Here is a 12,420-nt window from a genome sequence, read left to right as displayed (position 1 = left end):
CCGCATGCCCTGACCGAACAAGAATTTTAATCGGTACATGCAGGGCGTGTATCGGCGAGGTGGCGTGCGCCTTCAACATGTCGTCTGGTGTCAGCCGAGACCGGAAAAAAGCGCATCCAGTTTTTGCGTTTCTTCGGCAAACCCGAATGGCGCATTCACAAAGAACATCCCGGACCCCACCATCCGATGCCCCGCGCGCGCGGCGGGAAAGCGGACCTCATGACGCACAGATTTCGGCATATTCTGAGCCTTCAAAGCGGCGACCATCCTGACGTGCCTCTCATCTGTCAGGATCGGGTACCAAAGGGCAATCACGCCCACATTCCACTTGCGGTGCAGCTTGGCGATAATGCCGGGCATGCGGTCGTAATCGGTTTTCACCTCGTAACTGGGGTCAATCAGCATCATGCCCCGGCGCGGAGTCGGAGGCAGCAAAGACTGTGCCAGATCGAACCCATCCTGCTGATAGACCTTCGCCCCAAACGGCGACATCGCCAACGACAGGGCCGCAAATTCCTGCGGGTGCAGTTCCGCGAGGTTCAAACTGTCCTGTTCCCGCAACATAGTCGCGGCAATCATCGGCGATCCCGGATAGGCCGTGTCGCCGTACCGGGCCTGTACCTGCTTCAGGACCCGCTCCATCGGGTGGTCGGACCCGAACCACCCTTCCCGCTGTGCGCGACCGATCCCTGCCGCTGCCTCTCCTGTCCGAATGGATTCGTCTGCATCCAACCGGTACAACCCGCGCCCGGAATGCGTCTCGATATAGCTGAGCGGCTTGTCTTTGCGTGTCAGATAATCCAGCACCCACGCCAGTAATGCGTGCTTTTGGACATCCGCCAGATTCCCGGCGTGGTAAATGTGTTGATAAGAGAGCATTTTGCCTTCTAAAGTCCCATTCAATAAGGCGGAAAGGTGCTGATTGTCGCGGAATCAGCCCTTTTACCAGGCGTGATGGCACCCTATAAGTCATCCGTCCCGGAACCGTCGAGTCGCGGGCAGTAGAAAACCGACATTACAGGATCAGGGAAAACATGGGGATCTTTGGCAATCTGGGCGGCCTGTTCACAGCGGACATGGCTATCGACCTTGGAACAGCAAACACGCTGGTTTACGTCAAGGGGCGCGGTGTCATCCTGTCTGAACCTTCGGTTGTGGCCTATCACGTCAAGGACGGTGTGAAGAAAGTTCTGGCCGTTGGCGAAGATGCAAAGCTGATGCTGGGTCGGACACCCGGTTCGATCGAGGCCATCCGTCCGATGCGCGAAGGTGTGATCGCCGATTTTGATACTGCCGAAGAAATGATCAAGCACTTCATCCGCAAGGTGCACAAGCGCTCGACTTTCTCGAAACCCAAGATCATTGTCTGCGTTCCCCATGGCGCAACCCCGGTCGAAAAGCGCGCAATTCGTCAGTCGGTCCTGTCAGCAGGTGCCCGTCGCGCGGGCCTGATTGCCGAACCGATTGCGGCCGCGATCGGGGCCGGCATGCCGATCACCGACCCGACCGGCAACATGGTTGTCGATATTGGCGGGGGCACCACCGAGGTTGCGGTTCTGTCGTTGGGCGACATTGTCTATGCCCGTTCGGTCCGTGTTGGTGGTGACCGGATGGACGAGGCCATCATTTCCTACCTGCGTCGCCAACAGAACCTTCTGGTGGGTGAATCCACGGCTGAGCGCATCAAGACAACCATCGGCACCGCCCGCATGCCCGACGACGGGCGCGGTCAGTCGATGCATATCCGGGGGCGTGACCTGTTGAACGGCGTGCCCAAGGAAATCGAGATCAGCCAGGCCCAGATAGCCGAAGCGTTGTCAGAGCCCGTGCAACAGATCTGCGAGGCGGTTATGACCGCACTTGAGACAACGCCCCCCGACTTGGCTGCGGACATTGTCGACCGCGGTGTGATGCTGACCGGTGGCGGTGCGCTGCTGGGCGATCTGGACCTGGCCCTGCGCGAACAGACAGGCCTGGCGGTATCCATTGCGGACGAAAGCCTGAATTGTGTGGCTTTGGGCACCGGCAAGGCACTGGAATATGAAAAACAGCTGCGCCACGCGATTGACTACGAAAGCTAAGGCGCGCACCCTCGGAAGATAGGGTTATATCGGCGCGAGCAGCACGGGAAGGTAACCTGTGGCAAAAGACCGATCACAGCGCGATGAGTACACGCCCCCCCTGCGACGCTTGTTGCTGGGGATCGTTGTGCTGTGCCTGCTTGGTATCTTCCTTTTGTGGCGGATCGACAGCCCGCGCGTAGAACGGTTCCGCGCGCGAATCGTGGATACGGTTGTACCATCGATGGAATGGGCCATGGTCCCGGTGACTGCCGCCGTCAATCTGGTGCGTGACTTCCAAAGCTATCAGCGCCTGACCGAGCAAAACAGGGAACTGCGTAGCGAACTGCGCCTAATGCGCGCCTGGAAAGAGGCTGCTTTGCAGCTTGAACAGGAAAACGCGCGATTGCTGGATCTGAACAATGTCCGCCTTGACCCTCGTCTGACCTACATCACCGGCGTTGTCATGGCCGACAGCGGGTCGCCATTCCGGCAATCCGTTCTGCTGAATGTCGGAGAGCGTGACGGGATCGTAGATGGATGGGCCACGATGGACGGCATTGGCCTGGTGGGCCGGATATCAGGTGTTGGCCCTGACACGGCACGCGTGATCCTTGTGACGGACGCGACCAGCGCCATTCCCGCAACCATTCAACCTTCTGGGCAGACCGCTCTGATCAAAGGCGACAACAACCCCGCGCCCGCGGTGGAGTTTCTTGAGAACCGCGAGTTGGTTCGCCCCGGCGACCGGGTGATCACTTCGGGTGATGGCGGCGTGTTTCCTGCGGGCCTGCTGATCGGTCAAATCGCGGCAGACCCCGGGGGGCGCCTGCGGGTCCGACTGTCGGCAGATTTCGAAAGGCTCGAGTTTCTCAGGGTTCTGCGGTTTCACTCGGCTCCGCCCATTCAGGATCCGGGCAGTATCGTAGGCCCCACCCGCCCAGAGGTGGCATTGACCCCGGATGAGGTCAGCGATGGATAGACCGACTTCGCAAATCTGGGCCATGCGCAGCCTTTATGCCTTGCTGGCTTTTGCTGTGCTGTTTCTGCACCTGTTGCCATTGGACGCTCAACCCGATCGTTGGCCTTTTCCCGACGTCCTGATTGCCCTGACTTTTGCCTGGGTGTTGCGGCGGCCCGATTACGTCCCGACTGTTTTGGTCGCGCTTGTCATGCTGATGGCCGACTTTCTGCTGCAACGTCCACCGGGTCTATTGGCAGCGCTGACCGTAGTCGGGTCGGCCTATCTGCGGTCAGCGGCTTTGGGTATGAGGGATGCGGGATTTGCCGGGGAGTGGATGTCTGTCGGCATTGTGATCACGGCGGTCATCTTGATGAACAGGTTAGTACTATCGGTGATGTCCGTGCAGCAGGCTGCAATGGGGCCGGTCGTGGTTCAGCTTGTGCTGACGGTCGCTGTCTACCCGTTGGTCGTGTTGCTTAGCCAAAGCGCGTTGGGGGTTCGCCGCATATCCGCTGCTGATGTCAGCGCTGTGGGAAGCCGGGCATGAAACAGCGCAAACCCAAATCCCAGGGCCTTGCCTATAAGCGTCTGCCACGCAGAGCGCTGTTGCTGGGCGGTCTACAGGCGGTGTTCATAGGCAGTCTGGCGGCACGAATGCGGTTCATGCAGGTAGAACAGGCCGACGAATATCGCTTGTTGGCCGAAGAAAACCGCATCAACATCCGGCTTATCCCACCGACCCGTGGGCGTATCTATGACCGGAACGGTCAGATCATCGGCCAGAACTCACCTTCCTATCGCATCGTCATTGTGCGTGAGGATGCCGATGACGTGGAAAAAGTCATCGCCAAACTGTCGGAACTGATCCCTCTGAACGAAGATGAGATCGAGCGCGCCAGGACTGAAATGCGCCGCTCGGCCCCGTTTCTGCCGGTGACGCTGGCGGATCAGGTTACGTGGGAGGATATCTCGAAGGTTGCGGTCAATGCTCCGGCGCTGCCGGGCGTAACGCCCGAGGTCGGCCTGACGCGGCAATACCCACGATACGAGGATTTCGCCCATATCGTCGGCTATGTCGGCCCGGTCAGCGACTATGACCTCAGCAAAATCGAAGACCCTGAGCCGGTATTGCGCATCCCAAGATTCCAGATTGGAAAGGTCGGCCTTGAGGCAAAGCAGGAAATCGAACTGCGCGGCAAAGCCGGTGCAAAGCGGGTCGAGGTCAACGCGACGGGGCGTGTCATGCGCGAGCTTGACCGGCAGGAAGGACAACCCGGGGCAGATCTGCAACTGTCCATCGACGCTGAACTGCAACAATATGCACAGGCGCGACTGGCGGGCGAAAGTGCGGCCGCAGTTGTCATAGACTGCGAAACCGGCGACCTGCGCGCGGTCGCCTCGGCACCCAGTTTTGATCCGAACCTGTTTGTTCGCGGCATTTCGGTCGCCGATTACCGGGCACTGACAGAAGACAAGTATCGTCCGCTGGCGAATAAGTCCGTGCAAGGCACATATCCTCCGGGATCGACCTTCAAGATGGTCACCGCGCTGGCCGCGTTGGAAGCTGGCGTAGTCTCCCCCGGCAACACCGTGTACTGCCCCGGGCACCTGAAGGTCGGCAGTCGTCGCTTCCATTGCTGGAAACGTGGTGGGCACGGGACGGTCGACCTCAACCTCTCGCTGAAACGCAGCTGCGATGTCTATTACTATGACGTGGCTCTGCGGGTTGGCATCGACAAGATCTCTGACATGGCCCGCACTTTGGGACTGGGGGTCAAGCATGATATCCCGATGTCTGCAGTGGCAGATGGGCTGGCCCCCAATCAGGAATGGAAGCAGCGCGCGTATGGTCAGGAGTGGCTTGTGGGCGATACGGCAAACGCGTCCATCGGTCAGGGCTTCATGCTGGCTTCGCCGCTGCAACTGGCTGTGATGACCGCCCGCATCGCCACCGGTCGTGCAGTCACGCCGCGCCTGGTGCGCTCGATCGACGGTGTTGAACAACCCTCGGGCGCCGGAGAACCACTGGGCCTCAATTCCTACAATCTGGAACAGGTCCGCAAGGCCATGTTCTCGGTCTCGAATGACAGGCGGGGCACGGCATATCGAAGCCGCATCATCGCGGATGAGTTCCGGATGGCAGGGAAAACCGGAACCAGCCAGGTTCGAAACATAACCAAGGCCGAACGGGCGGCAGGCGTGATCCGCAACGAGGACCTGCCGTGGGAACGCCGCGACCACGCACTGTTCGTTTGCTTTGCACCGTTTGATAACCCGAAATACGCCGTAGCCGTGGTTGTTGAGCATGGCGGCGGCGGGTCCACGGCCGCAGCCCCGATTGCACGCGACATCATGCTGCAAGCTCTTTATGACGGCACTCCGCCGCTTGAAGCCTACCCCGTCGCCGACCGCGAACACATCAAAGAACAGCAAAAACGGCTGGAGGGTGAAAAACGCCCCAAGGCGCGACCGGATGGAAAGGACCGTGCATGAGCTATCTTGAATATGCCGTCAAATCCACGCCGTCGGGGTTTCGCAAATTCCTGTATATGAACTGGCCGCTGACGTTGCTGTTGATCAGCACCGCCAGCGCGGGCTTTCTGATGTTGTATTCCGTTGCGGGCGGTTCGTGGACGCCCTGGGCCGAGCCGCAGATGGAACGTTTCGGGCTTGGTCTGGCAGTGATGTTCATCATCGCACTGGTTCCGATCTGGTTCTGGCGCAACATGTCGGTGCTGGCCTATCTCGGCTCGGTGGCTTTGCTGGTATTTGTTGAACTGTTCGGCACCATCGGAATGGGTGCGCAGCGCTGGATCGACCTTGGGTTCATGCGCCTGCAACCCTCGGAGGTCATGAAAGTCACGCTGGTCATGTTGCTTGCGGCCTATTACGACTGGCTTCCCTCGCATAAAACATCCCGCCCGCTTTGGGTTCTTATCCCGGTTGTCCTGATCATCCTGCCTACATTGCTGGTTCTGAAACAGCCCGATCTCGGCACATCTATCCTGCTTCTGGCCGCAGGAGGTGGGTTGATGTTTCTGGCAGGGGTTCACTGGGCCTATTTTGCCGCCGTTATTGCTGCTGTCGTGGGTCTGATCGCCACTGTTTTCAACAGCCGTGGGACCGACTGGCAATTGCTGAAGGACTATCAGTTTCGGCGCATCGACACCTTTCTGGACCCGTCCACCGATCCCCTGGGGGCCGGTTACCACATAACCCAATCCAAGATTGCCTTGGGTTCCGGGGGCTGGAACGGGCGTGGGTTCATGCAGGGCACGCAGTCCCGCCTGAACTTCCTGCCCGAAAAGCACACCGATTTCATTTTCACGACGTTGGCCGAAGAGTTCGGATTTGTCGGGGGAACGACCCTGTTGACCCTTTATGCCTTGATTCTGGTTTTCTGCATGGTCACGGCACTGGCAACCAAGGACCGGTTTTCATCTCTGGTCACGCTGGGTATCGCGCTGAACTTCTTCCTGTTTTTTGCCGTCAACATGTCGATGGTGATGGGCATGGCTCCTGTCGTGGGTGTACCATTGCCGATGGTCAGCTATGGTGGCTCGGCCATGCTGGTTCTAATGGCAGCCTTTGGCATCGTCCAAAGCGCCCATATTCACCGCCCCCGTTGATCTGAAAGGTCTCTGATGTCTGTGAACGTCCTGTTTTCCGCGCGCCCTGCCCTATGGCCGGTGTATGAGCCGCTGCTGACACAATATCTTGATGAGGCGGGTCTGGACGTTCAGCTTGGAACCGAGTTCGAACCGGATCAGGTCGACTACGTTGTTTACGCCCCAAACGGAGGGGTACAGGATTTCAGACCTTTCACGCGCCTGAAAGCGGTGCTGAGCCTTTGGGCCGGGGTCGAAAAAATCGTGGGTAACGAAACACTGACCGTTCCGCTGGCGCGGATGGTGGATCACGGTCTGACGCAGGGTATGATCGAGTGGGTGGTTGGCCACGTGCTGCGCTACCATCTGGGGATGGACCGGCACATCATGGTACAGGACGGTGTCTGGACCCCAGACGTCCCACCGCTGGCGCAAGAGCGCAACGTTTGTATTCTGGGGATTGGAGCATTGGGTGAAGCCGTGGCCCGCGCGCTGACAGCGCTTGAGTTTCGGGTCTCAGGCTGGAGCCGTACAGCCAGGGACATTCCCGGTGTAACATGCCTGCATGGTGCCGAAGGGTTGCGCCAGGCGCTTTCTCACGCAGAAATTGTAGTACTGTTGCTGCCCGATACTACTGCCACTGAAAATGCGCTGAATGCGGAAACGCTGGCCCTGCTGCCCAAAGGTGCGCGGATCATCAACCCGGGACGGGGGCCGCTGATTGATGATGATGCGCTGTTGAATGCCCTGAACTCGGGTCAGGTGGGCCACGCAACGCTGGATGTGTTTCGTGTCGAGCCCTTGCCCGCCGACCACCCCTATTGGGCGCATCCGAATGTCACCGTGACCCCTCACATAGCGTCCGAGACACGCCCTGTCACTGCCGCACAGGTCATTTGCGAAAACATCCGGCGTGGCGAAGCCGGTGAGCCCTTTGTGCACCTGGTCGACCGCACGCTGGGCTACTGACGTCACGCCGCAATCAAACCGCGGCCTTTTAACAGGGCATCCACGCCCGGCAATCGCCCCCGGAACGCAAGATACAGGTCCTCCGCCTCGCGCGAACCGCCGGTGGACAAGATATTATCTTCCAGCGCTTTGGCCCTTTCGGGATCGAAGGCGCCACCTGCTTCTTCGAAGGCGGCAAAGGCGTCAGCATCCATCACCTCGGACCACATATAGCTGTAATAGCCCGAGCTATAGCCATCGCCTGCGAATACATGCGCAAAGTGGGGCGTGGCATGGCGCATTCCAATGGCTTGCGGCATCCCCAACCCGGCTAGAACCTCGGCCTGTTTTGCCATCGGGTCTGCTGGGGCGTCGCCATCGTGGAAGGCCAGATCAACAAGGGCCGAGGAGACATATTCCACCGTCTGGAACCCCTGGTCGAAATTGGCGGCATTCAGCACTTTTTCAAGCATCTCTTGCGGCATCGGCTCGCCCGTTTCCGCATGGGTGGCAAACTCGGTCAGAACTTCGGGCACTTCCAGCCAGTGTTCATAAAGCTGGCTGGGCAGTTCGACAAAATCGCGCGCAACCGAGGTACCCGAGATGCTTTCATAGGTGACGTTGGACAGCATCTGGTGCAAGGCGTGGCCAAACTCGTGGAACAGGGTGCGTGCATCGTCATAAGACAGCAGTGCCGGATCACCCTTGGCGAAGTTGCAGACATTGACGACAATCGGTGCCTGTTCATTCGGGAATCTGGCCTGTGCCCGCATCGCGCTGCACCAGGCACCTGATCGCTTTGACCCCCGTGCAAAGTAGTCACCGATGAACACGGCGACGTGCCGACCGTTGCGTGTAACCTCCCACGCGCGGCAATCAGGGTGATAAAGCGGCACGTTCAAAGGCTTGAATTCCAGCCCGAACAGGCGATTTGCGCAAGCAAACGATGCCTCGATCATTCGGTCAAGCTGTAGGTAGGGTTTCAGTTCCGCCTCATCTAGATCATGTTCCGCCTTGCGCCGCTTTTCAGAATAATAGCGCCAGTCCCATGCTTCCAGCGGGCCGTTGACGCCGTCGTCCTGCATCATCCGGGTCAGGATTTCTGCGTCCGCATCGGCGCGGGCCCTGGCAGGTTCCCACACCTGCATCAACAGCTCACGCACCCGGTCCGGCGTGCGCGCCATCTCGGTTTCCAGCTTGTAATCGGCAAAACTGTCATAGCCTAACAGCTTGGCACGTTCTTCACGCAAGCCCAGAATCTCAGCCGCGATCTCGCGATTGTCGGTCTCGCCGCCATTCGCCCCGCGGGCAGCCCAGGCGCGATATGCTTTTTCGCGCAGGTCCCGACGAGGTGAAAACTGAAGAAACGGCACGATCAGCGACCGGGACAGGGTAACAACCGGCCCCCCCGCGCCCTTTTCCGCACCAGCAGCGCGCGCCGCATTCACAACAAAATCCGGCAGGCCCTGCAGATCTTGTTCGGTCAGGTCCATGAACCAATCCCGCTCATCCGCCAGCAGGTTCTGGGTAAAGGATGTCCCCAACGAGGCGAGGCGCGACTTGATTTCTTGCATACGAGCGTCTTCCTCCCCGTCCAACGCCGCGCCTGCACGAACAAATCCTCGATGGGTCAGCATCAGAACGCGTGCCTGTTCCTCAGTCAGGTTCAGGTCATCGCGCCGTGCCCAAAGGTCGGCAACGCGTTCAAACAGCGCCTTGTTCGAGGAAATTCCCGAGAAGTGCGCCGAAAGCTTGGGTGAAAACGCGCGCTGCAACTCTTCCCGCTTTGGGTTGCTGTCTGCGCCTGCAACGGTGAAGAAGACCGACAGAACCTTGTCCAGCTGCTCGCCCGCAGCCTCGAGGGCTTCGACTGTGTTGGCGAAAGTAGGGGCCTCTGCATTTGCTGCAATCGCATCAATCTGGGCGTTATGCGCGGTCATCGCCTGATCCAGAGCCGGGGCAAAATCATCATCCGAAATATCGGCGAAAGGGGCTATTTCGAATGGGGTGGTCCAGTTGGACAGGATCGGGTTGGTCATGCGGATCTCCTTTGACCCTATAGCTAGTTCGCCATGGCCGGGTGTTCCAGAACCCCCAGCCCACGTTAAGAAAGGTTAATTGCTTGCGGTACCGCAGATGAGGCAATCGGCACGGCGGGTCAGAGTGATCCTGCGGCTTTCGCCGTATAGGGCGTCGTAGATCAGCATCTCACCCCGCAGCGCCATGCCAGCGCCCGTGATCACCTTTATCGCCTCAACCGCCATCATCGATCCGACGACGCCCGGCAACGGGCCAATCACACCGGCCTCGGAACAGGACGGGGCCAGACCCGGTGCCGGGGCTTCGGGAAAGATACACTGATAGCACGGGCTGCCATTGGCTGGGTCAAACACGCTGAGCTGCCCTTCCCACTGCGACAAGGCCCCCGAAATCAGAGGCTTGCCCAGCGCGGCGGCAGTCCGGTTGGCCAGATATCGGGTCTCAAAATTATCCGTACCGTCAAGGATCAGATCGAAGTCGGCAAAAAGATCTGCCGCGATTTCATCGCTCAATCTGCGATGAAAGGGCAGAACCACCACATTCGGGTTCTGCGCCTCCATCGCTTGCTGGGCGGAAAAGACCTTGGGCATATCGATATCTGCATCGCGGTGGATCACCTGCCGCTGAAGGTTCGCATTCTCGACTATGTCGTCGTCAATGACCCCGATTGTACCCACACCTGCGGCCGCCAAGTATTGCAGCGCCGGGGCGCCCAAACCTCCCGCACCGATCACCAGAACACGGGCTTGTTTCAACTTTTTCTGACCCGGCCCGCCCAATTCGCGCAGCACGATGTGGCGGGCATACCGGTTCAGCTCGGTTTCAGTGAAACGGTCAGAGGGCATGGTAGATTCCGGCTTGGAGGCTTGTACTGCGCGGTTGCGCAGGGCCTTCAGCACACGGCCATATAGCAAAACGATGGCAGCGAATCCCGCAAGGATCAGCCACAGCGCCGCAGACCCACCGGTTGCTTCGCGCAGGGGATGCCCATTCGGCAAGATCAGATGAGACAGGATCACCCCGACCAACAACACACTCACCAACACCACGCGCGCGGTTTTTGACGTGCCAGCGATATAGCCGACGCCCCATAGCCCCGCTGCCAGAACAAGAACCAGCAGCATCAGCCGCGCCCGGTCGAGCCGAAACCACCAGCCCCGCGATCTGTTTCACCCAATGCCTCAGCCAGTTCGAATGCCGCCTGCACAACAGGGGCAACTACCAGCTGCGCGATACGATCGCCATGGGCAATCTCGAACCGTTCCTGACCGGCATTCATCACGATCACCCCCAGAGGTCCGCGATAGTCACTGTCGATAGTGCCCGGCGTATTGAGCAGCGTGATCCCGTGTTTCAGTGCAAGGCCCGAGCGGGGACGGACCTGAACCTCGTATCCCTGCGGGATTTCAATGCGCAGACCGGTCGGCACTAGCGCCCGCTGTCCGGGCTCCAGCATAATCGAAGCCCCCTCGGGCAAATTGGCACGCACGTCCGCGCCAGCAGCACCCGCAGTTTCGTAGGACGGAAGCGCCACGGCGGGGTCTGCCCCGTCTTCGCGGATCACTCGAATTGCAACCATGGTTTTGCCTTTCCTTCAGCCCGCCAACGCGTCTGCGATCCTGCTTGCCAACCGCCGCGCAACCTCGGCCTTGCCCATACGCGGCCATTCTTCGGCTCCGCTGTCCGAGATCAGGATAACTGCATTCTCGGACCCGCCCATGATCCCGGTGGCAGGGCTGACATCGTTGGCAACAATCCAGTCACAGCCTTTGCGCAGTCGCTTGGCGGTGGCATGTTCGATCACGTCATCGGTCTCGGCTGCAAAGCCGACAACCAAAGGTGGGCGCCCATTTTCCATCCGCGAGACGCGTCTGAGAATGTCGGGGTTCTCGGCAAATTCCAGAACCGGCAGACCGTCGCGGCTTTTCTTCAGTTTCTTGTCCGACGCACTGGCCACGCGCCAATCTGCCACAGCCGCCGCAAACACGCCCGCGTCGACGGGCAGCGCCGCATCAACCGCGTCCGACATCTGTTGCGCGGTCTCGACCGGCACGACCTGCACACCCGCCGGTGGCGGTACGTCAGCAGGGCCCGTGACAAAGATCACCTCGGCCCCCAAATCCGCAAGCGCCTGTGCCACGGCCGAGCCCTGCGCCCCGGAAGAGCGGTTCGCGATATACCGAACCGGATCAATCGGCTCATGCGTCGGGCCCGACGTCACCAGCACGCGCTTTCCCACCAAGGGTCCTGCCGCAAGCTGCGCCTCAACCGCCGCGACGATTTCCAGCGGTTCCGACATGCGTCCGGGGCCATATTCACCGCAGGCCATATCACCTTCATTTGGGCCAACAAAGCCCACGCCATCCGCTTGAAGCTGCTTCAGGTTGCGTCGCGTCGCCGGGTGTTCCCACATGCGCACATTCATCGCGGGCGCACATAGAACAGGCGTGTCCGTCGCCATCAGAAGGGTCGATGCCAGATCATTTGCCAACCCCCCGGCCATCTTGCCCATCAGGTCCGCGGTTGCGGGGGCCACAACAATCAGATCGGCAGAGCGTGACAGTTGGATATGACCCATCTCGGCCTCGGCGGTCAGATCGAACAGATCGCCATAGACCTTTTCTGAGGCAAGAGCAGACACGGACAGAGGTGTTACAAATTCCTCTGCCGCACGCGTCAGTACAGGCGTCACAGCTGCGCCACGCTCACGCAGCCTGCGGATCAGATCCAGCGATTTGTAGGCCGCTATTCCGCCGCCAATGATCAGCAGAATGCGTTTGGATGACAGCATGTTCAGCCC

At 59.7% G+C, this 12,420-nt stretch carries 11 protein-coding genes; 6 read left to right on the top strand and 5 right to left on the bottom strand.

The genetic code is table 11. The features are described 5' to 3' along the window. Positions 1–90 precede the first annotated feature (90 nt). Positions 91–879 (bottom strand): 23S rRNA (adenine(2030)-N(6))-methyltransferase RlmJ, encoded by a 789-nt coding sequence (locus tag ACR3FC_RS12205; protein WP_480475198.1) that lies wholly within the window; start codon positions 877–879, stop codon positions 91–93. A gap of 155 nt (positions 880–1,034) precedes the next feature. Here ACR3FC_RS12205 and ACR3FC_RS12200 point away from each other — a divergent pair, with 155 nt between their 5' ends. From ACR3FC_RS12200 to ACR3FC_RS12175, 6 genes are read left to right on the top strand one after another with little or no spacing between them, the layout of a single operon-like run. Then, the gene (locus tag ACR3FC_RS12200) at positions 1,035–2,081 is read left to right on the top strand and encodes a rod shape-determining protein (protein ID WP_480475196.1); all 1,047 of its coding nucleotides are present in this window, start codon (positions 1,035–1,037) and stop codon (positions 2,079–2,081) included. 58 nt (positions 2,082–2,139) lie between these two features. Next, positions 2,140–3,042 (top strand): rod shape-determining protein MreC, encoded by a 903-nt coding sequence (gene mreC, locus ACR3FC_RS12195; RefSeq protein WP_480475194.1) that lies wholly within the window; start codon positions 2,140–2,142, stop codon positions 3,040–3,042. Further along, complete coding sequence (locus ACR3FC_RS12190; protein ID WP_480475192.1) at positions 3,035–3,571, top strand: rod shape-determining protein MreD; 537 nt, start codon at positions 3,035–3,037, stop codon at positions 3,569–3,571. The genes mreC and ACR3FC_RS12190 overlap by 8 nt, the downstream gene beginning before the upstream one ends. Further along, the gene (gene mrdA, locus ACR3FC_RS12185; protein ID WP_480475190.1) at positions 3,568–5,517 is read left to right on the top strand and encodes a penicillin-binding protein 2; all 1,950 of its coding nucleotides are present in this window, start codon (positions 3,568–3,570) and stop codon (positions 5,515–5,517) included. Before ACR3FC_RS12190 ends, mrdA begins: the two co-directional genes overlap by 4 nt. Further along, complete coding sequence (rodA, locus tag ACR3FC_RS12180) at positions 5,514–6,653, top strand: rod shape-determining protein RodA (protein WP_480475188.1); 1,140 nt, start codon at positions 5,514–5,516, stop codon at positions 6,651–6,653. The genes mrdA and rodA overlap by 4 nt, the downstream gene beginning before the upstream one ends. A gap of 15 nt (positions 6,654–6,668) precedes the next feature. After that, positions 6,669–7,601 carry a 2-hydroxyacid dehydrogenase gene (locus tag ACR3FC_RS12175; protein ID WP_480475186.1) on the top strand — a complete coding sequence of 311 codons (933 nt, stop codon included), beginning with the start codon at positions 6,669–6,671 and terminating at the stop codon, positions 7,599–7,601. Between the two features lie 2 nt (positions 7,602–7,603). Here ACR3FC_RS12175 and ACR3FC_RS12170 read toward each other — a convergent pair whose 3' ends face one another. The 4 genes from ACR3FC_RS12170 to coaBC all read right to left on the bottom strand — a co-directional run bounded on the left by ACR3FC_RS12170 (position 7,604) and on the right by coaBC (position 12,411). After that, entirely contained in the window at positions 7,604–9,619 is a 2,016-nt protein-coding gene (locus ACR3FC_RS12170; protein ID WP_480475184.1) for a M3 family metallopeptidase, read from the bottom strand. A 75-nt stretch (positions 9,620–9,694) separates the two neighbouring features. Then, complete coding sequence (locus tag ACR3FC_RS12165; RefSeq protein ID WP_480475182.1) at positions 9,695–10,744, bottom strand: HesA/MoeB/ThiF family protein; 1,050 nt, start codon at positions 10,742–10,744, stop codon at positions 9,695–9,697. Then, positions 10,744–11,199 carry a dUTP diphosphatase gene (gene dut, locus ACR3FC_RS12160; protein ID WP_480475180.1) on the bottom strand — a complete coding sequence of 152 codons (456 nt, stop codon included), beginning with the start codon at positions 11,197–11,199 and terminating at the stop codon, positions 10,744–10,746. The genes ACR3FC_RS12165 and dut overlap by 1 nt, the downstream gene beginning before the upstream one ends. 15 nt (positions 11,200–11,214) lie before the next feature. Next, complete coding sequence (gene coaBC, locus ACR3FC_RS12155) at positions 11,215–12,411, bottom strand: bifunctional phosphopantothenoylcysteine decarboxylase/phosphopantothenate--cysteine ligase CoaBC (protein WP_480475178.1); 1,197 nt, start codon at positions 12,409–12,411, stop codon at positions 11,215–11,217. Positions 12,412–12,420 lie beyond the last annotated feature (9 nt).

Source organism: Ruegeria sp. AF3, from assembly GCF_056536285.1.
This window is presented reverse-complemented; position numbering and strand designations above follow the sequence as displayed.